At 59.8% G+C, this 25,871-nt stretch carries 22 protein-coding genes and 2 pseudogenes; 5 read left to right on the top strand and 19 right to left on the bottom strand.

Annotation, left to right across the window (positions count from 1 at the left end; translation table 11 throughout):
• Window positions 1–5: 5 nt before the first annotated feature.
• The 3 genes and pseudogenes from HU727_RS26005 to HU727_RS04200 form a co-directional block, all read right to left on the bottom strand.
• Window positions 6–128 (bottom strand): annotated as a pseudogene (locus HU727_RS26005) (hypothetical protein); the annotation flags it as partial.
• A pseudogene (locus tag HU727_RS25665) lies at window positions 127–237 on the bottom strand (hypothetical protein); the annotation flags it as partial. The pseudogenes HU727_RS25665 and HU727_RS26005, both read right to left, overlap by 2 nt.
• Window positions 207–542: a hypothetical protein gene (locus HU727_RS04200; RefSeq protein WP_186529317.1), complete on the bottom strand. Its 336-nt coding sequence runs from the start codon at window positions 540–542 to the stop codon at window positions 207–209. The pseudogene HU727_RS25665 and the gene HU727_RS04200, both read right to left, overlap by 31 nt.
• On the opposite strand from HU727_RS04200, the gene HU727_RS04195 reads away from it, so the two are divergent.
• The gene (locus tag HU727_RS04195; protein ID WP_186529254.1) at window positions 471–1,319 is read left to right on the top strand and encodes an MBL fold metallo-hydrolase; all 849 of its coding nucleotides are present in this window, start codon (window positions 471–473) and stop codon (window positions 1,317–1,319) included. The two genes, HU727_RS04200 and HU727_RS04195, sit on opposite strands and share 72 nt — an antisense overlap.
• On the opposite strand, the gene HU727_RS04190 is transcribed toward HU727_RS04195, so the two are convergent.
• Both HU727_RS04190 and HU727_RS04185 read right to left on the bottom strand, forming a co-directional pair.
• On the bottom strand, window positions 1,301–2,464 hold the full coding sequence (locus HU727_RS04190; protein ID WP_186528410.1) for an iron-containing alcohol dehydrogenase: 1,164 nt from the start codon (window positions 2,462–2,464) through the stop codon (window positions 1,301–1,303). The two genes, HU727_RS04195 and HU727_RS04190, sit on opposite strands and share 19 nt — an antisense overlap.
• A 42-nt stretch (window positions 2,465–2,506) precedes the next feature.
• Entirely contained in the window at window positions 2,507–4,276 is a 1,770-nt protein-coding gene (locus HU727_RS04185; protein WP_186528409.1) for an acyl-CoA dehydrogenase C-terminal domain-containing protein, read from the bottom strand.
• Window positions 4,277–4,352: 76 nt separating this feature from the next.
• On the opposite strand from HU727_RS04185, the gene HU727_RS04180 reads away from it, so the two are divergent.
• A complete protein-coding gene (locus HU727_RS04180; RefSeq protein WP_186528408.1) occupies window positions 4,353–5,270 on the top strand; it encodes a LysR family transcriptional regulator in 918 nt (305 codons plus the stop codon).
• Between the two features lie 59 nt (window positions 5,271–5,329).
• On the opposite strand, the gene HU727_RS04175 is transcribed toward HU727_RS04180, so the two are convergent.
• The 9 genes from HU727_RS04175 to HU727_RS04135 all read right to left on the bottom strand — a co-directional run bounded on the left by HU727_RS04175 (window position 5,330) and on the right by HU727_RS04135 (window position 14,766).
• Window positions 5,330–6,253 (bottom strand): LysR family transcriptional regulator, encoded by a 924-nt coding sequence (locus HU727_RS04175; protein WP_186528407.1) that lies wholly within the window; start codon window positions 6,251–6,253, stop codon window positions 5,330–5,332.
• An 88-nt stretch (window positions 6,254–6,341) separates the two neighbouring features.
• Window positions 6,342–6,878, bottom strand: a complete 537-nt coding sequence (locus HU727_RS04170) for a 2,4'-dihydroxyacetophenone dioxygenase family protein (protein ID WP_186528406.1) — start codon at window positions 6,876–6,878, stop codon at window positions 6,342–6,344.
• Window positions 6,879–7,009: 131 nt separating this feature from the next.
• A complete protein-coding gene (locus HU727_RS04165; RefSeq protein ID WP_186528405.1) occupies window positions 7,010–8,134 on the bottom strand; it encodes a glycerol dehydrogenase in 1,125 nt (374 codons plus the stop codon).
• 24 nt (window positions 8,135–8,158) lie between these two features.
• A complete protein-coding gene (locus tag HU727_RS04160; RefSeq protein ID WP_186528404.1) occupies window positions 8,159–8,929 on the bottom strand; it encodes an SDR family oxidoreductase in 771 nt (256 codons plus the stop codon).
• A gap of 34 nt (window positions 8,930–8,963) precedes the next feature.
• Window positions 8,964–9,668 carry an ABC transporter ATP-binding protein gene (locus tag HU727_RS04155; RefSeq protein ID WP_186528403.1) on the bottom strand — a complete coding sequence of 235 codons (705 nt, stop codon included), beginning with the start codon at window positions 9,666–9,668 and terminating at the stop codon, window positions 8,964–8,966.
• Window positions 9,661–11,442 carry a branched-chain amino acid ABC transporter ATP-binding protein/permease gene (locus HU727_RS04150; protein ID WP_202883526.1) on the bottom strand — a complete coding sequence of 594 codons (1,782 nt, stop codon included), beginning with the start codon at window positions 11,440–11,442 and terminating at the stop codon, window positions 9,661–9,663. Before HU727_RS04150 ends, HU727_RS04155 begins: the two co-directional genes overlap by 8 nt.
• Window positions 11,443–11,453: 11 nt before the next feature.
• Entirely contained in the window at window positions 11,454–12,329 is an 876-nt protein-coding gene (locus HU727_RS04145; RefSeq protein WP_186528401.1) for a branched-chain amino acid ABC transporter permease, read from the bottom strand.
• A 79-nt stretch (window positions 12,330–12,408) separates the two neighbouring features.
• Window positions 12,409–13,656 carry an ABC transporter substrate-binding protein gene (locus HU727_RS04140; RefSeq protein ID WP_186528400.1) on the bottom strand — a complete coding sequence of 416 codons (1,248 nt, stop codon included), beginning with the start codon at window positions 13,654–13,656 and terminating at the stop codon, window positions 12,409–12,411.
• 204 nt (window positions 13,657–13,860) lie between these two features.
• Window positions 13,861–14,766, bottom strand: coding sequence for a LysR family transcriptional regulator (locus tag HU727_RS04135; protein ID WP_186528399.1), 906 nt, complete (start codon window positions 14,764–14,766; stop codon window positions 13,861–13,863).
• A 118-nt stretch (window positions 14,767–14,884) separates the two neighbouring features.
• Here HU727_RS04135 and HU727_RS04130 point away from each other — a divergent pair, with 118 nt between their 5' ends.
• Window positions 14,885–15,811, top strand: coding sequence for an alpha/beta hydrolase (locus HU727_RS04130; protein WP_186528398.1), 927 nt, complete (start codon window positions 14,885–14,887; stop codon window positions 15,809–15,811).
• A 205-nt stretch (window positions 15,812–16,016) separates the two neighbouring features.
• Here HU727_RS04130 and HU727_RS04125 read toward each other — a convergent pair whose 3' ends face one another.
• Window positions 16,017–18,053, bottom strand: coding sequence for an alkyl/aryl-sulfatase (locus HU727_RS04125; RefSeq protein ID WP_186528397.1), 2,037 nt, complete (start codon window positions 18,051–18,053; stop codon window positions 16,017–16,019).
• 169 nt (window positions 18,054–18,222) lie between these two features.
• Between HU727_RS04125 and HU727_RS04120 the strand changes: the two genes are divergently transcribed.
• Window positions 18,223–19,182 carry a LysR family transcriptional regulator gene (locus HU727_RS04120; protein ID WP_186528396.1) on the top strand — a complete coding sequence of 320 codons (960 nt, stop codon included), beginning with the start codon at window positions 18,223–18,225 and terminating at the stop codon, window positions 19,180–19,182.
• Between the two features lie 38 nt (window positions 19,183–19,220).
• Here HU727_RS04120 and HU727_RS04115 read toward each other — a convergent pair whose 3' ends face one another.
• From HU727_RS04115 to HU727_RS04100, 4 genes are read right to left on the bottom strand one after another with little or no spacing between them, the layout of a single operon-like run.
• On the bottom strand, window positions 19,221–20,981 hold the full coding sequence (locus HU727_RS04115; protein ID WP_186528395.1) for an ABC transporter ATP-binding protein: 1,761 nt from the start codon (window positions 20,979–20,981) through the stop codon (window positions 19,221–19,223).
• Window positions 20,978–22,180, bottom strand: a complete 1,203-nt coding sequence (locus HU727_RS04110; protein WP_186528394.1) for a glycoside hydrolase family 1 protein — start codon at window positions 22,178–22,180, stop codon at window positions 20,978–20,980. The genes HU727_RS04115 and HU727_RS04110 overlap by 4 nt, the downstream gene beginning before the upstream one ends.
• Complete coding sequence (gene glf, locus HU727_RS04105; protein WP_186528393.1) at window positions 22,177–23,370, bottom strand: UDP-galactopyranose mutase; 1,194 nt, start codon at window positions 23,368–23,370, stop codon at window positions 22,177–22,179. The genes HU727_RS04110 and glf overlap by 4 nt, the downstream gene beginning before the upstream one ends.
• The gene (locus HU727_RS04100) at window positions 23,358–24,527 is read right to left on the bottom strand and encodes a glycosyltransferase family 1 protein (RefSeq protein ID WP_186528392.1); all 1,170 of its coding nucleotides are present in this window, start codon (window positions 24,525–24,527) and stop codon (window positions 23,358–23,360) included. Before HU727_RS04100 ends, glf begins: the two co-directional genes overlap by 13 nt.
• 316 nt (window positions 24,528–24,843) lie before the next feature.
• On the opposite strand from HU727_RS04100, the gene galE reads away from it, so the two are divergent.
• Window positions 24,844–25,869 (top strand): UDP-glucose 4-epimerase GalE, encoded by a 1,026-nt coding sequence (gene galE, locus HU727_RS04095; protein WP_186528391.1) that lies wholly within the window; start codon window positions 24,844–24,846, stop codon window positions 25,867–25,869.
• Window positions 25,870–25,871 lie beyond the last annotated feature (2 nt).

Genomic DNA, 25,871 nt, shown 5'->3' with positions numbered 1-25,871 from the left:
CGCTGATCGTCCCACGCTTGATAGAGACGCATCAGTTCTTCGGAGGGTGCCTGATCGGCATCCGCCATGTTCTCTTCCATGGCGGCCTTGGCGATTCGGTTCTTGATAGACGAACCGTTGCGATGCAGCGGCTACACAGTCCGTAGGCACCACATCGAAACCGACGCCTGGGCAAATGACCACACCCGCCGCACGGGCACGTTCATTCAGCGATTGGGCATGCTCGAACACGGCAATGCATTGGTAGCGGCTGCATCTGATTGAAAGGTGCCGGTTATGAACAGACTTGCCGCCACGGCCATCATTGCGCTTCGAGCGATCAGGGCCCCGCATCCCACGGGGAAGGCCGCTGCAAAAAACCCTGAATCATTCCCACCTGAAAGAGTCTTCCAGACAAGGAAGTGCGACGCATCGTTTGCGCTGCCAGGGTACTTTTTTCGATGGTAGATCCAGCACAGGCGGGTTTGAAATTGAGAATCCATCATTTGAATTGCGGCTGTATGTGCCCGTTCGGCGGGCGCTTGTTCGATGGCAACAGCCATGGGTTGTTTGCCCATTTGGTTTGTCATTGCTGGTTGATAGAAACCGAGCGTGACGGCCTGGTTCTGGTGGACACCGGATTTGGCAGCGCCGATGTCGAGAGCCCTGATCGTATCGCTTCGTTTTTTCGAAAGTTGAACAATATAAAGTTCGAGCATGCCCTGACGGCCGTCTCGAAGGTCAGAGCACTCGGCTTCGCGCCCTCCGATGTTCGCCATATCGTGCTGACCCATCTGGATTTTGATCATGCGGGCGGGCTGAGTGATTTTCCTGATGCGACGGTTCATGTCATGCAGAGCGAGTACAGGGCCGCGAAAGTCCTGGAGGGCTGGCGTGCGACGCGTCGGTATCGGGAAACGCAGTGGCAGCGCAGGCTGGACTGGCAGTTTTATGAGCCCCTTGGCGAGCAGTGGAAAGGATTTTCAGGGGTTATGCCTGTCCGGGGTTTGCACGAAGAGATTCTGATGGTGCCGCTGCCGGGCCACAGTTCGGGGCACGCCGGTATTGCCGTACCCTCGCAGGGGCAATGGAAGTTGCATGCCGGTGACGCGTACTTCCACCACGACGAAGTCCACAAGCCGCGGCGCCATTGCCCTCCGGGCTTGCGCTTCTATCAGCGAATGATGGACGAAGATCATGCTGTGCGCGTCAATACGCAAAACCGTTTACGAGCGCTGGCTTTGACTGAACCGGATCAGGTGCAAATCATATGCAGCCACGACGCGGCTGAACTTCGGGGCGTGCAGTCTATGTCGTCTCGTCAATACGCCGCCTCATAAATCGCCAACGCGTCAGCCTCGGTGACTTCGCGCGGGTTGTTCACCAGCAGGCGCTGTTGCTGCATGGCGTCACTGGCCAGTTGCGGGAGGCGATCCCTGGGAACGTCAACGTCGCGCAAACGGCTTGGCAGTCCGCAGCGTGGCGCCAGCTCGGCCAGTTCCTCGACCAATTGTTCGGCGTGGCTGTTGCGATCGCCCGAGCGCAGTCGCCCACCGAGCAGTGGCACAGCCAGTTCAGCGTAGTCCGCTTGGGCCACCGGCAGGTTGAAACGCAACACGTGCGGCAATACCAGCGCGTTGGACAGCCCATGAGGAATGTGAAAATGCCCGCCCAGCGGATACGCCAACGCATGCACCGCCGCCACGGGCGCATTGGCAAATGCCTGGCCGGCAAGGCAAGCGCCGAGCAGCATGGCCTGGCGTGCGGCGAGGTTGCCACCGTTGTGCACCGCCTGGTCGAGGTGAGTCGCCAGCAGGCGTAATGCCTCGCGGGCCAAAAGGCTGGACAGCGGATTGCGCTTGAGTTTGCTGGTGTAGGCCTCGATGGCATGGACCATGGCGTCGATCCCGGTCGCTGCCGTGACCGCTGGCGGCAGGCCCAGGGTGCAGACTGCGTCGAGAACGGCCAGATCCGGCAGCAACAGCGATGAAACGATGCCCATTTTGCTGGTTTCGCCCGTGGTGACGATGGCGATTGGCGTAACTTCCGAACCGGTGCCCGCCGTGGTCGGCACCTGAATCAGTTGCAGGCGCGGGCCCTTGGCCTGGTCGATGCCGTACAACTGAGTGATCGCCTGCTGACTGTCGGGATGCGCCAGCAGCGCAACCAGTTTGGCCACGTCCATCGAGCTGCCGCCGCCGAACCCGACGATCAGATCGGCGCCGATATGCCGGGCGCGAGCGACCGCCGCCAGCACGCAGTCTTCGTGCGGATCGGCCGTCACGTCACTGAAAATCGCCACCGCGACTTTCGCCGCGCTGAATCCCGGCAACACGTCATCGAGCATGCCGAGCCGGGCAATCCCCGGGTCGGTGACGATCAGCACACGGCGGGCGCCACGCTCACGGCAGAGGCTGGCAAGGCGCTGTGAGCCGCCGGCTTCGCAGAGAATCTGCGCGGTGGTGGCAAAGCTGAAAGGCTGCATCTGGGCAACTCCTTTTTATTGTTTTGGTTCAAGGGCCTGCTGTCAGAAGCTGAAGTCGCTGGCCGGCAGCGCCATCAGACAGTTCGCGCCACCGATCACCGCGTCGCGGTGAGCACTGGCGCGGGGCAACAGGCGCCGCCAGTAGAAATCGGCGGTGTGCAGCTTGGCTTGATAAAACGCGGCCTCAGCACTTCCCTGCCCCAGCGCCTGCTGCGCGCGCAACGCCGCCTGCAGCCAGAAACCGCCCAGCAAGACGTAGGCCGAATACGCCAGAAAATCCACCGACACCGCGCCAATTTCCTGCGGATCGCGCTGGCAGGCGTCAATGACCGAACGGCCGAGCGCGCGCCACTCGGCAAGTCGCTGGCTGATGGTGTCCGCCATCTCGTGCAAGGCGGTTTGGCCCCGCGCGGCCTCGACAATTTCCGTGAATTCATCGATCAGTGCATTGAGTTCCGCGCCGCCGTCGCCGAGCAGTTTGCGGCGGATCAAATCCAGCGCCTGGATGCCGTTGGTGCCTTCATACAGCTGGGTGATGCGGCTGTCGCGCATCAGTTGTTCCATGCCCCATTCGCGGATATAGCCGTGGCCGCCGTACAGTTGCACACCGAGGCTGGCGACTTCCTGGCCGACATCGGTAAAGAACGCCTTGACGATCGGAATCAGCAGCGCGGCCCGACGCTTCGCCGCAGGATGATCGTTGCCTCCGGCCTGCTCAAGATCCAGTTGCCGAGCGGTATACGTCGCGAACATACGGCAGCCTTCGACAAGGGCCTTTTGCGTGAGCAGCATGCGACGCACGTCGGGGTGGACGATGATCGGGTCGGCCGCCTGTTCCGGCACAACGGCGCCGGTCAGCGAGCGCGATTGCAGGCGTTCGCGCGCATACGCCAGCCCACCCTGAAACGCGGCTTCGGCAATGCCCAGCCCCTGCAGGCCGACCTGAAAGCGCGCGTCGTTCATCATGGTGAACATGCACGCCAGACCCTGATTGGCTTCGCCGACCAGCCAGCCTCGCGCATCGTCGAAATTCATCACACAGGTCGAGGTGCCCTTGATGCCCATCTTGTGTTCCAGCGCGCCGCAGCTCAGCGTATTGCGCTGGCCTTCGGGCAGGATTTTCGGCACCAGAAACAGGCTGATGCCCTTCACGCCCGGCGGCGCGTCCGGCAGACGGGCGAGCACCAGATGGATGATGTTTTCGGTCAGATCCTGCTCGCCACCGCTGATGAAAATCTTGTTGCCGCTTATGCGATAACTGCCGTCGGCCTCGGGCTGCGCGCGGGTGCGCAGCAAGGCCAGGTCGGTGCCGGCCTGGGGCTCGGTGAGGCACATGGTGCCGGTCCATTCGCCGCTGACCATTTTGTTCAGATACGCTTCTTTCAGCGCTGCGCTGCCGTGGCGATGCACAGCCAGCACGGCGCTTTCGGTGAGCCCCGAATAAATCCTGAAAGCCAACGATGCCGACATGAGCATTTCGTGAAAGCACGCCGAAGCCATTTGCGGCAGGCCTTGCCCGCCGAACGCCAACGGCCCGGTCATGCTCGCCCAGCCGTTATCGACGTATTGCTGATAGGCCTGACGAAATCCGTCCGGGGTGGTGACAGCGTCACCAAGCAACTGACAGCCCTGTTCATCGCTGTTGCGATTGAGCGGCGCGATGACCCCGCCAGTAAAGCGCGCGGCTTCCTCGAGGATGCCATCGAGCGTGTCGCGGTCGAGTTCGACATCCAGTTGCTGGCAATGCCCGGTGACGTCAAACAGTTCATGCAGGACAAACCGCATGTCGCGCAGCGGCGCTTGATAATTCATACCCGACCCTCGTGGATGTTGTAGAAGCGCCCTCACCCTAAGCACGCGTCAGGTATTTTTGAAATTTAGATTTCACATGGCATATATTCCAGCAATGAATATGTCCAACTTTGATCTGAACCTGCTGCGCGTCTTCGACATGCTTCTGCGTGAGCAGAACGTCTCGCGCGCGGCTGAGCGTCTGGCGCTGACGCAGCCGACGGTGAGCAATGCGCTGGCGCGTTTGCGCGACCAGTTGGGCGACCCGCTGCTGGTGCGCGTCGGTCGGCGCATGTGCCCGACGCCCCGCGCGCTGGCGCTGGAAGGGCCGATTCGCGCGGCACTGCGGCAAATCGAACAAACGCTGGCGACCGCCGACACCTTCGAGCCGCAGCACAGCCATCGCCAGTTGCGCATCGCCCTAACGGACTTCGTCGAACAACTGTGCATGCCGCCGTTGCTGGCGCGCCTGCAAACCCTGGCGCCACATTTGCGCATCGACGTGGTGCACCTGACTCCGAACCTGCCGGTCGAAGCACTGGACCGTGGCGACCTGGACATGGTCCTTGGCCGTTTCAACGAGGTACCGGCTCGCTTCACCCGGCAACTGTGGCGGCGCGAAACCCTGCGGGTTGCAGTGCGCCACGGCCACCCACAGATCGCCAACGGTCTCGACCTGCACAACTTTCTGCAACTGCGCCACCTCTGGGTACACGGCGGGCAGACGCGCGGCATGGTCGATCAGTGGCTGGCCGAGCAGAATCTGCAACGCCAGATCGTTTACACCACGCCCAATTACCTGCAGGCCGCACATCTCGTCGCGGCGACCGACCTTTGCGTTGTGCTGCCGACACAGCTTGCCCGGCAGTTCGCCGGGTTGCTGCCCCTGGACTTGCATGAATTGCCGTTCGCGCTGGAACCTTTTGAACTGGATCTGGTGTACCTGAGCCACCGCCAGCACGACCCTGCGCTGGCGTGGCTGGCTGAGCAAATCCATGCAATCACGGCACAGTGAAGGCATCACCCGATGCGATGGCAGCCATGCCGCTCTGGTATTGGCTGCGTTTCAGTCGGCTACGATCCAGCGACAACCAGTGCCACCTTCCACGGATGCTCCTGCCATTTACGCTGAAAAAACTCGATAAACACCCGGATGCGCGGGCTCAGGTGTTTTCTATCCGAGTACAGCAGATAAATTGGCTCAACAACGCCCGTTTTGAAATCCTCGAGCAACGGCACCAAGGTTCCCGCCTTTACATCCAGTCCGATATGAAAATCGGCAAGCTTTACCACGCCGGCACCTGACAACGCCATGTCGCGCAGCAGATCCCCCTGTGTGAACGATGCGCTGGCAGTCACCGGCACCGAGACGCCCTCCCCATCCAGCACAAACGACCACTTGTTCCATGGGCTGACAAAGCTGAAACTGAAGCAACGATGATTGAGAAGGTCTGTCGGCATGGTGGGTATGCCATGTTCGGCCAGATACTGAGGCGAGGCACAGATCAACCATTCACACTCGCCGATTCGTTTGGCAATCCGCGATGAACTCGGCAGCACGCCGCTGTGGATGGCGATGTCGAGCCCCTGTTCGAAATGATCGACGAACTGCGCGCCCAGCTGAATTTCCACATCCAATGAAGGATACAAGTCCAGAAACTCCGGGAGCCAAGGTACGATCTGGTGTTTGGCGAACGAGGTCATGGTGTGAATTCGCAGCGTTCCGCTGACTCTGGAGGGCAACGCTTCCGCCATGGAATCGGCCTCGTTCATGGCCTCCACAACGGCCTTGGCGCTACGCAGGTAAGCGGCGCCCTCCTCGGTCAGCGTCAGGACACGCGAGCCTCGCTGGAACAGCCGAACCTGCAGGCGATCTTCCAGACGGGTAATCAATTTGCTGACGGCCGAAGGCGTAAGGTGGTGCGCGCGAGCAGCAGCAGAAAAGCTCCCACACTCGGTAGACCAGATGAAAGCGAGTAGCTGAGAGTAGTTATCCATGGCCAGTCCTGGCGAAAAATCTTGAGACGCATATTCCCTGAACCACCATGAAAAAGCGCGCCGGAGCGCGTTTTTCCTACCATCCGGATCAGCGAATGAACTGCTCGATGTAGTCGTCCGGCAAGCCCAGCGTCTTGTAATGCGCCCGGGCGGCTTCAAGCTTGGTAAACACGTCTTCATAGCCCACGGCAACGCCTTGCGGATCGACGTAAGTGTAGCCACCTTGCACGTGGAACCAGGTGATCATTTCGCTCACATCTTCAGGGACGAACAAGGTGTGGGTTTCACCCGGCGGCTCATAGGCGAAAGAGCCTTGCTCTGCGATCCAGTCGTGTTCCAGGTAGTACCAGCGGCCCTTCAGTACGATCGCATGCACGCCACCGGTGTGGCGATGGCGAGACAGTACGCCGGCCTGACGCACTCGCAAGAGGTTGATGTAATAGCCGCCGCTGGTGTTGAGTAGCAGTGGTTTGAAGGAAACCGATTGAGTCACCGGCACCCACAGTTCATCATCCTCCAGCCACTGAGTCATCACACCTGGATGAACCATGTCGGGGGTCATGAAAGGGACTTGTGGCAACTGGTACGCAATCGCGAGTTCATCGGGTTTGACAGGGGTATTCATGGTCAGGCCTCTCGGTTTTTATTCACGAATTCATCGCGCTTGATTGCGCTTTGACGTGGGCTGCTTGAAAGGTTATTGCGTTGATTTGCCGGTGAAAATAGCTACACATTCACACCAGCTGTGACACACGCTCACAGGGTTGACGATGAACTCGCCTCAGCCATGATCAGCCGTGAGCCGATGCTGTCAGCCGCCGCCAGTCCCTCCACCAGGCGTTGGTAGTTCAGGGGTGGATTCATATTCCGGGCGTAAGCCGCTGATAGCGTCGCTTCTACGAGGGTGTCGATTTGCGCCGTCGTGAATGGCGTGTGCTGACCCAGTTCAGAAAATGTCACCGGCAGCTTTACCGCGCGCAGGAGTCGCGCGACCGGCTCTATTTCCTCAACGGGTCGTTGCTCTACCGCCATCTGCACCAACGTGCCGAACGCCACCAGTTCTCCGTGCAGCATCGACGCCATCGCCGGTATGGCGGTCAGGCCGCGAACCAGCGCGTGAGACAGTGAGAGACCACCGCTCTCAAAACCCACGCCACTGATCAGCACGGTACCTTCAATGACCCGCTCGACATCATCGGTGACCTCATGGCGACAGACCGCCTGATAAGCCGGCAAGCCGAACTGCATCAGCGTGTCGAAAACCATGTTGGTAAGCATTAATGCGGTGTGCAGGGCCGGCGTTCCGAACGAGTTGCTGCCGCCGGCGGCGTAACACTGATGGGCTTCGAATTTCTTGCTGATCGCATCCCCGATCCCCGCAGCAAAAAACCGCGCCGGAGCCCGGACAATGACTTGAGTATCGACAATCACCGCAGCGGGGTTCAGCTTCAAAAACTCCACGCCCACGACTTTGTGCTCGTCGTCGTAAAGCACGATCAGCCGACTGGTCGGCGCGTCACTCGACGCGATGGTCGGGCAGATAATGATCGGCACGCCGAGATTAGCCGCCAGTCCTTTAGCCGTATCGATGGTCTTGCCGCCGCCCAGCGCAATGATCGTGTCTGGCGCTTGAATCAACGCCTGTTCGGAAAGTCGGGCAATGGCTGCACGCGTACATTCACCGGGGAACTCGATGTGCAGCGGTTCGAAGCCCTGGACTTGCAATGCGGCGCCCACCTCCGGCCACAAATGCAGCGCGACAAACTCATCGCAGAGCACCAGCGGACGTGATCGCCCCAGGTCGTTCAGCACCCTGCCCAACTGTTGCAATGCGCCGGGCCCCTGCTCGTAGCGTCCGGGGAATCCCATCGTCTTGATCATGACAAATCTCCTCGAAAAACATCATCAGCGCATCAACCAGCCGCCCGCGACATCAACAACCTGGCCGGTGATGAAGTCGCTTTCAGCCGAGGTGAGAAAACACGCCGCCCTCGCGACTTCGAGCGGTGTGCCCAGCCGACGTAGCGGCGTCTCTTCGACGACGGCCTGATTGGCCTGCGCGGGAACCGTCTTGAGCAACGGCGTTTCGATCCGCCCCGGTGCCAGCGCGTTGGCGGTAATGCCAAACGGACCGAGCTCGCCAGCCAGGTGACGGGTAAACCCGATGATTGCGGCTTTGGTCGCGCTGTAGTGGGCCGCGACAATCGGCAGAAACGCGCTGCCCGCCACCGATGACATATTGACGATACGCCCGAATCGGCGCTCGACCATGCCGGGCGCCAGCACGCGGACGAGGTTGAAAGAGCCGTTGAGGTTGATATCGATCACGCGCTGCCATTCCTGCGGCATCATCGTCCATATCGGCGCGGGGGCGCCGTCGTGTTTTGGCGAGATACCGGCGTTGTTGATCAAGGTGTCGATCGCACCGAGCTCTCTGACCAAGCGCTCACAGGCAGCAGCGCACGCTTCGTAATCCGCTACATCGGCCTGCGCCCAGCCGACCGTAAAACCCGCATCCCGCAATGCCTCTGCCTGTTGCCGCACCTTAACGGCATCCGCATCGAGCAACGCCACCGCGGCGCCTTCTTCGCAATACAACTGCGCAATCGCAGCACCGATGCCGCCGCCGGCACCAGTGACCAATACGGTGCGTCCGGCGTGTCTGGAATGAGTCATGACCTGTTCTCTTTTGATGCTCGAATGGCAGGGATCACAGCCCCAGGTATGCACGCTTGACGTGCGGGTTTTCCAGTAGCTCCTGGCCTGTGCCGCTCAGCACTACCTCGCCGTTTTCCAGCACATAGCCACGATCGGCAATGCGCAGGGTATGAACGATGTTCTGCTCGACGATCAGCACGGTGGTACCCAGTTGGAGGATCTTGTTGATGATCTCGAAAACCTGCGACACCAGCAGCGGCGACAGGCCCAGCGAAGGTTCATCGAACATCAGCAGTTTCGGTTTGGCCATCAGGCCTCGTGCGATGGCGACCATTTGTTGTTCGCCGCCCGACAGGGTCCCTGCGTTCTGCTCAAGGCGCTCGCGTACCCTGGGGAACAGATCGAGAATATCGTCGAGGCGCTTTTTGTAACCCGCCCGCGCGCTGCGCTTGTAGGCGCCCATCAACAGGTTGTCGCGCACGCTGATGAACGGAAATAACTGACGCCCTTCCGGTATCAGCGTCAGGCCCGCATCGACAATCTGATCGGGGCGATTGCCATCGATGCGCTGCCCTTCGAATTCGATCGTGCCCTGGGAAGGCGTGACGATGCCGCACAAGCTGCGCAGGGTGGTGGTTTTGCCGGCACCGTTCGCGCCGACGATTGTCACCACCTCCCCGGCATTGACCTCGAAGCTGACGCCCCGAAGGATTTCAGTACCGCCATAGCCGCTATGGACGTTGTTAAGATTAAGCATGGCTGTACTCCTTGCCGAGGTAGGCTTCGATAACCTGCGGATCGTTGATCACGTCATTCGGCGCGCCCTGCATCAGCAACGTGCCCGAGCTGATGACGACGATGCGGTCCGACAGACTCATCGTCGCTTGCATCAGGTGCTCGATCATCAACACGCTCACGCCCGAATCGCGAACCCTGCGGATCACCGCGATCGCCTTGGCGACATCGGTCGGGTTGAGCCCGGCCATGACTTCGTCGAGCAACAGGATGCGCGGACGGGTTGCCAAGGCACGGGCCATTTCCAATCGCTTCATGCCGCCGACGGTGAGGTTGCGCGCCCGCGTATCGAGCAGGCCGGTAAGTTCGGTCAGCTCGGCGACCTGCTCGGCAATTGCCCTCGCCTCCTTCGCATCCGCCGTATGCATGAATGCACCGAGCATGATGTTTTCGCAGACACTCAGATCAGCGAACGGCTGGACGATCTGAAAGGTCCGTCCGATACCCGCTTTGGCGAATTCGGCCGGGCTGCTCGGCGTCACCCAGTCACCATTGGGCAGGCGCACTTTGACCTGGCCTCCGGACGGCAGCAAAAAACCGGAGAGCTGGTTGAAGACAGTGGTTTTACCGGCACCGTTCGGGCCGATCACGCCGACGATCTCGCCCTCGGCCAGACTCAGCGATACATCGTTGGTCGCGTGCAGCCCGCCAAAAAACTTGTGCAGATTTTCCGCCACCAGGATGGGCTCGCCGCGTGTGGATGAGTGCGCTTGCGACAACGCAGGCTTTATCGCCACGTCGACATTCGCGACGGCACGACGGCCGCCAGGCAAAGCGTCGATCCAGCCGAACACACGCGCACCGAATCGACCCACCACACCTTGGGGGATGGTCAGTACAACCACGACCAGCACAATGCCGTAGACCAGACCGTGCACACCGCTGCCCAGATCGCCTAGCCAGCCGCGTGCCAGTTCGGCCAGTGGCAACACCAGCAACGTTCCGATCAAGGGCCCCGAAACAGTGCCCAGTCCGCCAATCAGCGCGAACATAGCGATCTGAATCGACATCTCCAGAGAAAACATCGAACCGGGTTCGATGAAGGTCAGGTACATCGCATGAAAGCTGCCGACCAGGCTGGTGATAAAGGCCGAAAGCACTACCGCAATCAGCTTGACCTTCACCGAGTTAACGCCCACCGCATGCGCAGCGTCTTCACGTTCACGCACCGCGATCAGGTAATAACCCAGTCGCGAATTCTTGATTTTCCAGGACACCGCCAGCGTGATCATCAGGAAGGCGAATGCGATCAACAGGTACGGCCAGCGCGGGCGGAACAACATCCACTCGACACCCAGTTTCAGCGGCACGCCCAAACCCGCCGCGCCACCGGTCACGTCGTGCTGATTGATCGCCACCAAGCGCACGACCTCCAGCACCGCGATCGTCGCCAGGGCGAAAAACGGTCCGCGTAATCGGAAGCACGGCCAACTGATCAGCACCGCGACGATCGACGACAAAATTGCGCCAATGAACATACCGATCCATGGACTGATGCCGAGCTTCATCATCAGCAACGTCGTTGTATAAGCACCAACCCCGTAGAACACGGCATGGCCCAACGAGAGCTGACCGGCAAAACCACCGACGATATTCCAGGCACTCGCCAGCGCCGCGTAGCTGCAAATCAGGATGAACAAGTGATAAATGAACGGTGAACCGGCGCTCAGCGGAATGACCAATAACAACGCCAGGGCGAACGCGCTGACATAGAAACGCGGGTGCAAAATATTCATGACCATTTTCCTCACTCAGACCCGCGACCGGCGCCAAAAAGGCCTGTCGGACGAAACACCAGGATGCCCAGGAAGATCGTGAAGTAGACGACTTCCTTGAGGTCTGGCGCGATGTAGTACCCGGCAAGACTGTCGACGATGCCGATCAGCATCGAACCCACGAGTGCACCGGAAAGGCTGCCCAGTCCGCCGAGAACGACAATCACGAAGGCCGTCAGAACGAAGAACGTACCGACCGTTGGGAAGACCGGGTATTGAGGTGCAATAAGACCGGAGGCGATGCCCAGGCAGGCGCAGCCCAGACCGAAGGCGAATACATAAATGTTTTTGACGTTTACACCCATCAACTGCGCCGCGTTGCGATGCTGTGCGGTAGCGCGGACGGCGCGACCGAGGAAGGTGTTCTGCAAAAACCAATGCAGTCCCGCAACCAATGCGAGCGACGCCGCGAAGGTGATCAACTGACCACTACTGACGCGAAAGGCGCCGAGGCTTACGGTGGTGGTGCCGACACTGATGTTTTTTACCGTCATGACGTCGGCACCGAAGATCAGCAATGCGCCGTTCATCAGGGCAATCGAGACGCCCACGGTGGCGAAAATCTGGATGTGCCCTTCCGCGCTGAGCAACGGCTGAATGATGAATCGCTGCATCGCCGCTCCTGCGGCAAACAACAGAATCGTGGTCGGAATGATCGCCACATACGGATGAATGCCGAAGTGCGCATTCATCAAGTAGACCGCATACAGACCGATCATCAAAAACTCGCCGTGGGCGAAGTTGACCACCCTGACGATGCCGAAAATAAGGGTCAGGCCAAAGCTGATGATGGCCAACGTGCCACCGAGCAAAAAGCCGTTGAGCAGGAGCTGAATGAAAATGTCCACGGTAGGCGCCCTCTTTGCGAGCGAACGAACCCGTGAAGCTCATGGATCAGGCTTCAACAGGATTGCAAAAATGCAGGGTTCAGGGTTGGTCGGAAAATTGCGCTTTGGCGACAGCCGCCGCCTCGGGGTAGACGGTTTTCAACGAGCCCTTCTGCCACTGCATAATTGCAGTGTTGGCGCGCTGATTCTGGCCGTTCGTGCCAAACCGGGCACCGATGCCGGCGGCCGTTCCACCGAGCGGGATGTCCACTTCCGCTACCGAGGCGCGGATAGCATCGGCGTCCAGCGACGGACTTTTTTCCATGGCATCGAGGAATATCTTCGCACCGACGTAGTTGATCAGGCTGTGGCCCGATCGCGGTTCGCTGCCGTAGCGGTGCTTATAAGCTTTGGCGAACGCGCCGATGCCCGGAGCGCCGTTCTCATTAGTTTGGAACTGCGGAAAATCCACGTCCAGAACGCTTTCCATGTTGTCAGCCCCGACGACCTTTACCGTGTCCTGCATGGAATAGCCGCCGCCTGCGCCAATCACAGCCTTGGGCTTGTACCCGGCTTCGCGGATCTGACGGAAAAACAGTGTCGTGTCGTTCTGGTAACTGGTTTGCAACACCACATCGGCCTGTGCGCCTTTCAAACGAAGGATCAGCGATGATAGATCGACGGCTTTGGCGGAATAAGGCAGCACCTCAACCACGTTCAGGCCTTGTTCCTGGGCGAGCTTTTTCTGGAATCCTGCGATGGTAGTTCCGTACAACGCATCTTCGTGAATGATAGCGATCCTGAGTTGCCTGGGATCGAGCTTGAGCGAAGGGCCGACAATCTGTGTAATCGCGGTGAGCGTACCTTCGGCGAAGTTTTTTGCGGTCGGGTTGCTGCGCATGACGTACGTCAGATCACGCTCGGTGATGTGGTCGGACACCGCTCCCAGCTCGAAGAACGGCACCCCCGCCATCTCCGTCACCTGCGTGGCGGCAAACGACAGCGCTGAAGAGTAGCTGCCAAATACGGCGGTGACGTTTTCAACAGACGTCAGCCGGCGCGCGGCACCGACGGCTTGCCCCGCATCCACCGCATCGGCCTTGAGCAGCTTGATCGGCTCGCCCTTCAAACCGCCCGAGGCATTGCGCTCGGCAACCGCGAGTTCGAGGCCTCGGTAGCTCTCGTCACCCAGCAACGCGAGGGATCCACTGAGGGGATAAAGCGCACCGATCTTGATGTCCGCGTACGCAGCGGCCGGAGTGGACAGGCAAAGCAGGACGCCAGCGGTTTTCAGCCAGCTTTTCGCGGTAGCCGCAATGGCCCCGGTTTCCTCTTGAGCGAGTCTCATAGGATTCATCTCCCGCAGATATTGTTTTTATTGTTCCTATAGATGATCCGTGCGGAGCACATACATCGTCGGATTACATTGGGCGGCGAACACGCAAGTTCTCGCGCCACTGTTTCCAAGAGTACGGCTCCCCGAGATTGGCTGGATATAGCTGAAAAATCACACCAGCTATGAATTTCAGGAACAGATTGAATGGCCGGGTGGCTACTCCCAAGGCGCGGGTGACCACGCTTCCACCAGCCTGTCGATGAACAGACGGACTCTCGGCGACAGGTGTCGCTTGCTCGGATAGATCACCCGAATAGGCTCGGCGACTGCGGCGTACTCCGCGAGCAGTTGGACAAGCTTGCCAGTGCGCAGGTCATCGTTCACGACGTAGGATGGCAGCGTCGCGATTCCGAGGCCGGCGACAGTCGCCTGATGCAATGCCTCGGCGCTGTCCATCTGCAACCGCCCGGGATGAATGAGAGGAACAGGCTGACCGTTCACGCGCAAGTTCCATGGGAGCAGTTTGCCGCCACTGACGAAATGCAGGCACGCGTGGCTGGCAAGATCGTCAGGTGCGTGCGGTGCCGGATGCTCATGCAAATACGCGGCTGATGCACAGGTGATCATTTGCTGATAAGCCACCGTGCGCGTGAGCAGTCCCGAGTCTTCCTTCGGCGGTCCGATGCGAATCGCGAGATCGAAGCCTTCGTCAATCAGGTCGACCAATCGATCGGAAAACGTCGCGTCGATGGCGAGCAACGGCCAGTCTTTCAAGCAGCGTTCGATGTGATGCACAACGTGCAGCCTGCCCAGTGCAACCGGCAGACTCATGCGCAAGCGGCCACTGGGTGTCGAACGCCGGAACGCCAACGTGCTCTCGACCTCGTCGAGGTCCTGCAAGATGCCCACACATCGCTCGTACAAAACCTGACCGTCGTCCGTAAGGCTCAAGCTGCGGGTAGTGCGGTTGAGCAGGCGCACCTGCAAACGAGCCTCGAGCCTGACGATCGATTTGCCGACCGCCGAGCGCGTCAATCCCAGCTGCCTGGCCGCAGCGGTGAAGCTCCCGGCGTTTACCGAGCTGACGAATGCAGCGATGTCGTTCAGGTTGTGCAGTTCCATGGGACCTCTGACTTCAACATTCGGGCGATTTCGCGCCCGTAATGGGGAACCCTATTCCCCAATGCCAAGCATACCATCTCGATTAGCTACCCCATTGCCAACGTAGAATCGAGGTCTTATGAACAGTGAAGTGAAAGTAGCCGTGCAAACCTGGGCCAACAGCCTCAGCGATCTGGTTCCCGTGCTCAAGGGCATCGATACCACGACCAGAATGAGCGACATACGCGATGCCTACGCGCAAATGCTCGCGCAAAATCCGCCGCCGGCCGGCGTCAGGTTTGAACCGGTCGACATGGGCGGCGTGGCCGGCACACTGGTTACCCCGGATGTGCTCAAAACCGACGCGGTGTTGATGTACATTCACGGCGGCGCCTACATCGTCGGCCGTCCCGACGGCTACCAGGGCATCGGCGGCAACTACGCAAAAATGCTCGGCGCCCGTGTGTACATGCCTGACTACCGCCTCGCTCCGGAGCATCCATTTCCGGCGCCCATCGACGACACGTTGCGCGCCTACGAGTGGCTGCTCGAGCAGCGTATCCCCGCTAGCAAAATTGCCTTTGCAGGCGAGTCTGCGGGGGGCGCTATGGTGGTCAGTGTAATGGTGGCGGCGAAATCCAAAGGACTGCCGCTGCCGGCGGTCGGCTCCTCCATCTCGCCATGGGCGAATCTTGAGCACACCGGCGCCTCCATGAGCAATCGTGAAGGCCTCGACCCGCTGAACTCCAAGCCAGTGCTGGACATCCTCGCCCGAGCCTTTTTGGGTGAGACACTCGCCAACCATCCGCTGGCCTCTCCGGTCTTCGCCGACGTCACCGGGCTGCCGCCGATTCTGGTGCAGATTGGCGAGAACGAGCTGATGCTCAGTGACGCGCTACGCCTGGCGAATCACTTGGCGGACAACCGTGTCCGGGTCAATCTGGAAATCTGGCCGGGCATGTTTCACGCCTGGCATTTCTACGCGGGCATGCTGCTTGAGGGACTGCAGGCGATGGATAGTTCAGTGCGCTTCATCGATGCTGGCTTGAGCGACGCTGATCGCTGATCGCTGATCCGAAAGCCTACGCCGCTTTCATCACGCCATCATGCTTGACGAGTGTGAACCATTGCCCGCTTAAAACTGGAATGGTTCACCCGTCGATTGATGCACGCAGCAATGCGGGACGTCTTATACCGATGCTGAAGGGGCGCGTCCCGAACAGGACGCGCCAAGATTGTCGGCTTCTTGGAAATAAAGGGACGCGGTCCGTTTACTGCCGGGTACCCGGCAAGAGTTCAAAGTCTGGTGTAAATGGCGTCATGGCCGCCATTAGCACCTTGAACGGTTTCAGATTGCCTTCGAAGCGGGCCTTGCCGTCCTTGACGAGCTGATCGAAGCCGGTCTTTCTCGCCATCACGCCTTCAAGCGCGGAGCGATCAAGGGTGATGGTCAGGTCGGCGTTTTCGGCCTGCTGCCCCTTGATGCTGGTCAGGGTTGAATTGCTCAGTTCGACGACAAATTGCTCTCCGTTGTCAGGCGTCTTCAGATTGAAAATGAAACGTTCGCCCGCCACCTTGCTGCCATCCAGGCTGATGCCCAGATACTCCAGCCACAGCTCTGTGCTCATGGCGCGGATCATGTCAGGCCCAACGGTTTTTGGCGGTACGCCTTTGGGCAACCCGTGGCGCAGTTCGTAGGCTGCGGCAAGGAAGCTGTTGCGTACGCCGGCACTTTCTTTCTGATAGCCGACCTGCTCGTAGACGTCTGCCAGCAGGTCCGTGGCCTGGCTGTTTTGCGGCTCGGCATACACCAGTTTGTTGAGGATTTCGTAGGCTTCGCGGTATTTACCCTGGTCGAACAGGGTTTTGCCCTTGGCCATGATCTTGTCCGCGCCGCCCATCATCTCGACATACAAGGGTGCCGAATCTTTCGGTGAAAGCGGCATCAGCGTCGCCGGGTTGGCATCCCAGTAGCCCAGATAGCGGTTGATCACGGCACGACTGTTGTGCTCTTCCGAACCGTGGTAGCTGTGAGTCGCCCAGTTGTTTTTCAGGCTTTCGGGCAGCGTGTAGACGTTGTGAATCTCGTTGATCGTGACGCCCTGGTTAGCGGCGTGCAGCACGGCATTGTTCAGATTGGCGTACGCGTCGCGCTGAGCGCGCATCACCTCCTGAATCCGCTCATTGCCCCAACGTGGCCAGCTGTGGGATGCCAGCATGACGTCAGCCTGCTTTCCGTAACGATACAAGGCGTTGTTGATGTTCTTCGACCAGACCAGAGGATCACGGACCAGGGCACCGCGCAGGGTGTAAATGTTATGGATCGTGCCGGTGATGTTCTCGGCGGCCCAGAACGCCTTGAACTGCGGGAACCAGGTGTTCATTTCCGATGGCGCTTCGGTACCCGGCGTGTTCTGGAACTCCATCACCACGCCATCAATGGTCAGGGTCTCGAAGTCTTGGGTGATGTAGCGATTGGGCTCAATCAACCCCGTGGCGCCAATCGAGGCGTTTTTCCCAATGGCCATATCGACATGGCCGTATGGGCTGTGCGGCAACATCACACCGTACTGCAAGAAGGCGCGCCGATTCATGGCCGTACCGGCATGGACGTTTTCAGCAACGGCATGCTCCATGAAACCAGTCGGTGCAATCAGCGGAACCTTGCCGCTGCGCACATCTGCCTCATCGACCACGCCGCGGATGCCACCGAAATGGTCGACATGAGAGTGAGAAATCACCACCGCTACGACCGGACGCTTGCCGATTTTTTCATTAATGAAATCCAGCGCGGCCCTGGCGGTTTCCTTCGACATCAGGGTATCGAACACAATCCAGCCGGTATCGCCCTTGATGAAGGTGATGTTGGCCAGGTCAAAACCGCGCACCTGATAGATTCTTTCAGGAACGACCTCATACAGACCGAAGGCCATGTTGAGTATCGCCTGGCGTTGAAGCGAGGGATTAATGCTGTCGTAGTCCTTGCCTTCCTGCAGGAAGTTATAGCTTCCCATGTTCCAGGCGACATTCCCCGCTTCGGCCATGATCTTGTCGTAGGACGGTGCCGCGATGAAACCTTTTCTGGCTTCCTCAAAGTCGCGTTTGTCTGCAAACGGAAGCGTCTGGCGCAACTCCTTCTGCAACTCGATTGTGTAAGGCGAAGGCGCTTTGCCCTTGCTGTCGAAATGGGCAGTTTCTGTTGAGGATGGATCGGAACTTGCGCCGTTTGCATCGGCGGCATAAATGCCCGGGCTGACGCCACTGACCAGCGTGATTGCCAGTGCCAGATGAAGGGTCTTGTTGTACATGGATTGATTCCTGCGACGAAGGGTTTGCCAGTGAGCGTCAATGCCGTTTACTGCACGCGATGCTTGCACCTGTGCACCGTCAGCTTGACCCGCCCGACCATGAATAGCATATTCATCTCATTACGAAAAATTCCGTTTTCGCACCTTTCGATAACACTAAGGTTATGAGATGACACCTCGCCGCCTACGTCAGTTTTTGGCATTGATCGAACATGCGCACTTTGGTCGGGCAGCAAAAGCCCTGGGAGTTTCACAGCCCGCGCTGAGCAAAAGCATTCAGTTACTGGAAAGTGAATTGGGCGTCACGTTGTTTGATCGACGCAGCGAAGGCGTCGTGTTGACCGCGTTCGGTCAATTACTGCGTGAAAAGAGCCAGCGCCTGTTGATGGCCGAAGAGGACCTGCGGCGAGATATGGCGTTGCTGGCCGGAGGCGATATAGGCGCGCTCAGAGTCGCGTTGGGTCCCTATCCGAGTATCGCCAGCGGTTACACCAGCCTCGCGCGACTGCATGCCCGGCATCCTCGAATCAAGATCACCGCGCACGTTGCCGGCTGGCGCGACGTGGCTCATCAGGTCGCCACAGGAGCCGTGGATCTGGGGATCGCCGAAATCAGTACGCTGCAAGGCCGGGAAGAGTTCAGCACCGAACTGTTGGGGGAGCACGAGGGGCGTCTGTTCTGTCGTCCCGGGCATCCGCTGCTGTCGGAGCATCGTTCACTGAAGCTCGCGCAGACGCTCGATTACCCATGGGTGGCCTCGCGCATTCCGCTGCGGCTGGCTACGCATTTGCTCCCGGCAACGCTGGGCTGTGCCGGCGCTTACGATACGGTGACCGGTGATTTTGTACCGGCGATCGAAATAGACGTACCGATGCAAATCGTCAAATTCGTCGAGAACAGTAATGCCCTGGCGCTAGGGAATCTGTCGACGTTCGAGCAGGAAATCATGGCGGGTGAAATCGTGCCGCTGCCTGTCCGTGACCTGGCATTGCGCACCCGTTACGGTTTCATCCACCTTAAAGAGCGCTCGCTGGCACCTGCCGTAGAGGCTTACATGAGGGAAGTGAGGGCCGTGGAGGCAGAAATCTGCCAGAGGGAAAGCCTTCTGGCGCAGATGAAGAAGGCGTGATCCCCGAAGATAGGCGAGCGACTCACACGCCACCCCACTCAACGGTTATGCACCATCGCCTGCATCTGCCAGAGCGTGCGGAAACGTCCCTGGCGCAAGCGTAATTCCTCGGGCGTGCCGTCCTGCACGATCTCGCCGTCTTCCAGCACCAGCACGCGGTCGAAGTTGGCAATGGTCGACAGCCGGTGAGCCACGGCAAGCACCGTCCGGCCGCGCATCAGGTTGCTCAGCGCGCGCTGGATGATCGCTTCGGAATCGGAATCCAGTGCCGACGTTGCCTCGTCCAGAATCAGGATCGGCGCGTCCTTCAGAAAGGCCCGCGCCAGACCCAGACGCTGGCGTTGCCCGCCTGACAACGTCACACCGCGCTCACCCACCAACGTGTGATACCCCTGCGGCAGGCCCTGAATGAATTCATCGCAAAACGCTTGCCTGGCCGCCTCGATAATCTGCTGCTCGGTGGCGTCAGGCAGACCGTAGCCGATGTTTTCCAGGATGCTGCGATTGAACAGCGCAGGCTCCTGCGGCACCACGGCGATCTGCCGGCGCAGGCTGTCCTGGCTGACCGAACGGATGTCACGGTCATCGATCATGATCACCCCGCTGCGCACGTCATCGAGGCGTTGAAGCAAGCCGAGCAAGGTAGATTTGCCTGAACCCGACGTCCCGGCGATGCCAACACTTTGCCCGGCGGGAATGTCCAGGAAGAAATGCTCGAAGACCTCGCTTCCGCCTGGATAGGCATAGCTGACGTCGAGCATTTTGATGTGACCGCGAGTCGGGGCCAGCTCCTCCGGCGTGTCGCTCAGTTCATGGGGCTGGGCGATGATTCCCAGCGTTTCGGCAATGACGCCCATTTGCTGACTCGCCTCCACCAGCGCCAGCGCCAGATCCCGGGAGCCATGCAGGATGCGGAACGTCAACGCGCTGACCATCACCACATCGCCCGCCGTGACTTGCTCCGCGCGCCAGAGCAGGATCGCCCACCCGAGCATGCCGCCCGCCATGATGGTCAGGCAGATGTCGTGGAGCACTCGCGCCTTCTCCATGTAAATCCAGCTGCGCCGGTGCGATTGCGCCTCGATGCCGATCTCGCGCTCGAGCCGCAACCGCTCGCGCTCGCGCCCGGAGAACGCCTTGATCGTCCAGACGTTGGAGACCAGATCGACAATCTCACCACCGACCCTGGCTGACTGCGACGCAAAGGCGATGTGCCGGCTACGGCCGCGCACGCCGAAAACGGTGATCAACGCGGCGACCACGACCACGCACCCGATCAAGGCCAGTGCCATGGCGGGGTGAACCGCCAGCATCACCACCACGGCGCCGATAAAATCCACGCACGGCGGCACAATGCGCCAGGTCAGACCGCCGTAGACCTTATCGGCTGCAGCACCGATCGCCGATACCCGGTTAGCCAGCGACCCGGAGAAATGTCGCCTGAAATAGCGCATCGGATGGCCCGTCAGGTGGTGAAACAGGTCTACGCGCAGGTCGGCGCAACTGCCGACAATGGTGTAGCAACCGACCCAGCCGCCCAGACGCCAGAGCACGTTTTCCAGAATGATCAACGCCATGAACAAGCTGAACGCGTGCCACACCTGCGTGGCCTGCGACTCGCCGGCCATCGCATCGACCAACAGTTTCATGCCGTACTGCACCACCACCGCGCAGCACGCCGCGCCGATCACCAGCGATACCATCGCCAGGAAATGAATCGGACGCACTTTGATATAGCGCCATAAAAAGGCAACGGACGAGGCCGGCAATGGCGCATCACGCAGGTGCTGGAAATTCATGTCGGCCACCCCTCCAGCCGCATGCCGTCGCGCCTGCGCAAACAGGCGTTGACGCGTTCGGGGACCTGCGCAATCTGGACGTGCAGCGGGTGAAAAGCTGCGCGCTCACCCTCGCCATCGGGATAGCCGAACACGCCGGTGGGGCAATAACGGTCGTCATCCCAACCGGGGTAATCAAGGAACGGGTACCAACAAATGCCTTGCACCGGCACGCCGCGTTCAAGCGCCTTGAGCGCCTGGTCGACGACGTAATTCAACCAAGGCAGGCGCTCCTCATCCTCCGCACCGGTTTCAGCTATCAGCACCGGCCGTTGATAACGCTGATGCAATTCCTTGAGCATGCCGGCCAAGGGACGATAATCCGCCTCGCCGCGCTCAATTCGCCGGCCCTCGAAGTACCATTGATTGTGCGGATAAAAGTTCGCACCGATGATATCCAGATAATGTTCCTGGCCGCCAAGCCCCGGCCATTGTCGCCCGGTCAGCAGATCCAGTGCTTCGAACTGCGACTGGCGGTACGCTTCGGCGCGCTCGATGTCCTCGCTGCGCCGCGAGCCGGCAATCACGTTGATCAACGGGTCGCACTGGACGAAGCGCGCCGACGGCGCCTGTTCGCGGATCGCTTCGATCGCCGCAATGCTGGCCCGCACCAACTGATGCTTGAGTTCCTGCCCGCGCCCCCTTGCGTTCGGGTTGAAATAACTGACGTCGCCCCCGGCCCAACTCCAGAACGATATTTCGTTGATCGGCGAGTAGAACGGCACGCTGACACCCTCCTCCGTCATCAACTTCGCCACGGCACCCGCGAAACGGGCGAAGCGCTCGACGAACGACGGTCGCCAGATATCCAGATCATCTGGATAGCCGTAATGACAAAGGTCCCAGACCACTTGCAACTGCTGCGCTTGCGCCGCTTTGAGCATCGGCATAAAGCTGCTCCAGTCGTACCGGCCAGGGCTGCGCTCGATCAGATGCCAGCGCAGCCCATCACGGGCGCAGCGGATGTTGAGGTCGGTCAGGCGCCGATAGTCCTTGTCCGCCCAACGCGCATGACCGGTGTTCGCCAGCAGGTCCAGGCGCCGACCGTCCTGGCGGCGCTGACTGGAACATTCGAAACCGGCCATCACGAAGCTATTGAAGGCCGGGGGTTGAAGGCACACGCCGGGCTCGATTTCGTCACCCTTTGGCTGAGCTGTCATGAAGCGTCGATCTCCGTTTCGGCGGCGACTTCTGCGTTGGCTGCCTGAATATCCCGATACAAGGCGAGCGCCTGGCCCACGACCTGATCCATGTTGTAGTACTTGTAGGTGCCCAGTCGCCCAAGGAAAGTCACGTTTGGCGTCTGCTCGGCGAGCGCCCGATAACGCTTGTACAATTCGGCGTTTTCCGCACGGGGCACCGGGTAGTAAGGATCGCCGTCATCACAGGGAAACTCGTAGGTAATGCTGGTGCACGGATGCGTTTGCCCGGTGAGGTGTTTGTATTCAGTAATGCGCGTGTAGGGAACGTCCGGGTGCGGATAATTCACCACCGCCACCGGTTGATAGTGCTCCTGCTCAAGCGTCTGATGCTCGAAGCGCAAGGAGCGGTAAGGCAAGCGCCCCAACTGGAAGTCGAAGTATTCGTCGATCGGGCCGCAGTAGATCAGGTGCTCGTATTTCACCTCATCGCGCACAGCCTTGAAATCGGTGCCCAGCAGCACATCGATGTTCGGGTGATCGAGCATCCGTTCGAACATTTGCGTGTAGCCGTCGCGGGGCATGATCTGGAAGGTGTCGCCGAAATAGCGGTCGTCTTCGCTGGTTCGCGTCGGGATACGCGAAGTCACCGATTTATCCAGCGCCGACGGATCCAGACCCCATTGCTTGCGCGTGTAGCCCCGGAAGAATTTCTCGTACAGCTCACGACCGATCTGATTGATCACTACGTCTTCAGAGGTGCGAATCGTCGCCACCGGTTCGGCCCGCTCGGCGAGGAACACTTCGGCTTCTTCCGGGGACATCGACAGACCGTAAAGCGTGTTAAGCGTGGTCAGGTTGATTGGGATCGGCACGAGCTTGTCGTCCACTTGCGCCAGCACCCGATGCTCGTAGGGTCGCCACTCGGTGAAGCGCGACAGGTAATCGACGATGCGCTGGGCGTTGGTGTGGAAAATATGCGGGCCGTAGCGATGCACCAACACTCCGGCTGCGTCGAAGTGGTCGTAAGCGTTGCCGGCGATGTGCGGGCGCCGGTCAATCAGCAGCACACGACGGCCCAGCCCTTCGGCCAGACGTTCGGCGATGACACTTCCGGCGAACCCGGCACCGACGATCAAGTAGTCGTAAGTGGTGCATTCGGGTTGGCAGGACGGTCCGGATTTGGCAGCCTCAAGGCTTATCGTAGGCATTCGATTTGCTCCTGCATGAAGCGGCTGGTGTTATCCCACGACATGCCCGCGATGGCAGCATCGGCACGTTGCAGAAATTGGGCCGTGCCTTTGAGAGGCAGAGCGTTTTCGATTGCCTCGACGAACGCCTCGGCGGTATCGGCAATGAACACCGCGCCGCTTTCGCCGTATCCGCTGACGACATCATGAATCGGTGTCGAGACCACCGGGCATCCGCCGGCGAGATATTCGGGCGTTTTGGTCGGGCTGATAAACCGCGTGGACGCGTTGAGTGCGAATGGCATCAGCGCCACGTCCCAGCCAGCGAGGTAGTCCGGCAGTTCAGCGTATTGCCGTGCGCCCAGATAATGAATGTTCGGGCGTAGCGGCAGCGTCTGCGGATCGATCTTCACCACCGGCCCGATCAGGACGATCTGCCAGTCAGTGCGCATTGCCGCCACGCGATCGATCAGTTCGATATCGAAGCGTTCATCGATCACGCCGAAGAAACCCAGGCGTGGCCGCGCTATCGATGTCTGGTCGGCAGGTTCCGGCAACGCCTGCCGCGCCGCCGCGAAATGCGCGATGTCGACACTGCTCGGTACCGGATAAGCATTGCCGTGCTGGCGCTGCTTGACCTCCCACAGGCTGACACCACCGGTAAACACCACGTCGGCCCGGGCCATCAGTTGCTGTTCCATTTCGATCAGTCGCGCGGGCGCACCCATGAAAGCGGACAGCTCATCCATGCAGTCATAGACGGTGACCCGAGCGTCCAGGTGCTCGGTGAACAACAGACTCATGGGTGTGAAATACCAAAGCAGAAGATCGCCTTGCACGCGGCCTGCGAGGTGCTTATCAAGTAATTGCCGTTGCGCCTGATCAATGGCCTCACCGCTCATGCCGAAAGGCAAATGCGGCACCGCCACTTCTATACCGGCTGCCGGGTTCGAGACGTCAAGCCTGGGCGCGTCGCCTTCGAAGAATATCGGCTCCTCAAAAAAAACCACGTCGTAGTTTTTCGCCAATCGCGACATGACGTGCTGCGGCCGCTGATAAACAAATCCCCAACGCAAATGCGACAGGCATACCAACGTGGGACGCACCTGAAGCGATGTTTCAACGGCGTTTTGCACGCTCGCCAGGGCGAGCACCTCGGGTTGTTCTGCAAGGTTCATGGTCAGATCCTCATCAAGAAAAAAAGATAACGCGGTGCCGAGCCATCGGACCGTCACACTTGTCGACACAGCAAGTGCATGGCATGTCTCGATGAGGCCGTACGGCTCTTGATTGTTGGAAATGCGATGTTCACAGGGCGTTCAAACGAACGTTGATCGAAGCCGATGAACTGCACATACCGGCTGGCAAAGCGGGTTGAACTCGGCGAAAAAAACACCCCCTACCTATCAGGACAACCATGGTTTTGCCGCCGTACAGGCGCGCAGAAATCATTCACACAGCCATTGATCGATGGCGGTACTTGAGGGTGGGCGCATGATTTTGATTACGGGCGGTGCGGGTTATATCGGTGCGCACGTCGCGCTGGAATGGCTGGGCCAGGGCGAAGAGGTGTTGATCCTCGACAACTTGTGCAACAGCCAGCGTGCGGCAATCGAGCGCATCAGTACGCTGGCCGGAAAACGGCCGGAGTTCATTCAGGGTGATGTGCGTAATCGGCGGCTGCTCGACACGTTGCTGCACGATTACCCGATCGATGCCGTCGTGCATTGCGCTGGTCTGAAAGCCGTCGGTGAAAGCGTGCGCGAACCCCTGCGCTATTTCGACACCAACGTCGGTGGGAGCCTGACGCTGTGCCAGGCCATGGCCCAGGCCGGTGTCTTTCATTTGGTGTTCAGTTCATCGGCAACCGTTTATGGCGACTGCGCCACCCTGCCGATCAACGAAGCCTGCGCCACGGGTCAGCCGACCAATCCCTATGGGATGTCGAAACTGATGTCGGAAAACATCATGAAGAGTGTCGCCAGCTCCGACCCGCGCTGGTCGATCGGCCTGCTGCGTTATTTCAACCCGATCGGCGCGCACCCCTCGGGATTGCTCGGCGAGGCACCCACCAGTACGCCAAACAATCTGTTGCCTTATCTGCTGGAGGTCGCCAGTGGCCAGCGCCCGCATCTGTCAGTGTTCGGCAACGATTACCCGACCCTGGACGGTACGGGCGTTCGCGATTATCTGCACGTCGTCGACCTCGCGCTAGGCCATGTCTGCGCGCTGGATACACTGCGCGGTCGGCGTGGCGTGAGCATCTGGAACCTTGGCACCGGGCGCGGATACTCGGTGCTGGAGGTGGTCAGCGCCTTTGAGCAGGTCACTGGCATCAAAATCCCGCTGAGCATCGAAGCGCGACGGCCGGGTGACATCGCCCGGTGCTGGGCCAACCCACAAAAAGCCATTGAGGAACTGGGTTGGCAGGCGAGCCGCTCACTGCAAAGCATGCTCGCCGATGCCTGGCGCTGGCAGTCCAACCAGCTCGGGCAGGTTGACGTTCGCCAGGCCAATTGAAC

Origin of the sequence: Pseudomonas khorasanensis (genome assembly GCF_014268505.2) — a bacterium.
GTDB classification, from domain to species: Bacteria; Pseudomonadota; Gammaproteobacteria; order Pseudomonadales; family Pseudomonadaceae; genus Aquipseudomonas; species Aquipseudomonas khorasanensis.
Note: the sequence above shows the minus strand (reverse complement) of the source record. Positions and strands in the feature narration are given on the sequence as shown.

Excerpts from the sequence above, each read along its gene's own strand:
- HU727_RS04125 (WP_186528397.1), bottom strand. The coding sequence starts at position 18,053 with ATGTACAACAAGACCCTTCATCTGGCACTGGCAATCACGCTGGTCAGT.
- HU727_RS04170 (WP_186528406.1), bottom strand. The coding sequence starts at position 6,878 with ATGAATACCCCTGTCAAACCCGATGAACTCGCGATTGCGTACCAGTTG.
- HU727_RS04175 (WP_186528407.1), bottom strand. The coding sequence starts at position 6,253 with ATGGATAACTACTCTCAGCTACTCGCTTTCATCTGGTCTACCGAGTGT.
- HU727_RS04180 (WP_186528408.1), top strand. The coding sequence starts at position 4,353 with ATGGCATATATTCCAGCAATGAATATGTCCAACTTTGATCTGAACCTG.
- HU727_RS04140 (WP_186528400.1), bottom strand. The coding sequence starts at position 13,656 with ATGAGACTCGCTCAAGAGGAAACCGGGGCCATTGCGGCTACCGCGAAA.
- HU727_RS04130 (WP_186528398.1), top strand. The coding sequence starts at position 14,885 with ATGAACAGTGAAGTGAAAGTAGCCGTGCAAACCTGGGCCAACAGCCTC.
- HU727_RS04135 (WP_186528399.1), bottom strand. The coding sequence starts at position 14,766 with ATGGAACTGCACAACCTGAACGACATCGCTGCATTCGTCAGCTCGGTA.
- HU727_RS04115 (WP_186528395.1), bottom strand. The coding sequence starts at position 20,981 with ATGAATTTCCAGCACCTGCGTGATGCGCCATTGCCGGCCTCGTCCGTT.
- HU727_RS04110 (WP_186528394.1), bottom strand. The coding sequence starts at position 22,180 with ATGACAGCTCAGCCAAAGGGTGACGAAATCGAGCCCGGCGTGTGCCTT.
- HU727_RS04165 (WP_186528405.1), bottom strand. The coding sequence starts at position 8,134 with ATGATCAAGACGATGGGATTCCCCGGACGCTACGAGCAGGGGCCCGGC.
- glf (WP_186528393.1), bottom strand. The coding sequence starts at position 23,370 with ATGCCTACGATAAGCCTTGAGGCTGCCAAATCCGGACCGTCCTGCCAA.
- HU727_RS04190 (WP_186528410.1), bottom strand. The coding sequence starts at position 2,464 with ATGCAGCCTTTCAGCTTTGCCACCACCGCGCAGATTCTCTGCGAAGCC.
- HU727_RS04200 (WP_186529317.1), bottom strand. The coding sequence starts at position 542 with ATGGCTGTTGCCATCGAACAAGCGCCCGCCGAACGGGCACATACAGCC.
- galE (WP_186528391.1), top strand. The coding sequence starts at position 24,844 with ATGATTTTGATTACGGGCGGTGCGGGTTATATCGGTGCGCACGTCGCG.
- HU727_RS04120 (WP_186528396.1), top strand. The coding sequence starts at position 18,223 with ATGACACCTCGCCGCCTACGTCAGTTTTTGGCATTGATCGAACATGCG.
- HU727_RS04185 (WP_186528409.1), bottom strand. The coding sequence starts at position 4,276 with ATGAATTATCAAGCGCCGCTGCGCGACATGCGGTTTGTCCTGCATGAA.
- HU727_RS04100 (WP_186528392.1), bottom strand. The coding sequence starts at position 24,527 with ATGAACCTTGCAGAACAACCCGAGGTGCTCGCCCTGGCGAGCGTGCAA.
- HU727_RS04160 (WP_186528404.1), bottom strand. The coding sequence starts at position 8,929 with ATGACTCATTCCAGACACGCCGGACGCACCGTATTGGTCACTGGTGCC.
- HU727_RS04155 (WP_186528403.1), bottom strand. The coding sequence starts at position 9,668 with ATGCTTAATCTTAACAACGTCCATAGCGGCTATGGCGGTACTGAAATC.
- HU727_RS04150 (WP_202883526.1), bottom strand. The coding sequence starts at position 11,442 with ATGAATATTTTGCACCCGCGTTTCTATGTCAGCGCGTTCGCCCTGGCG.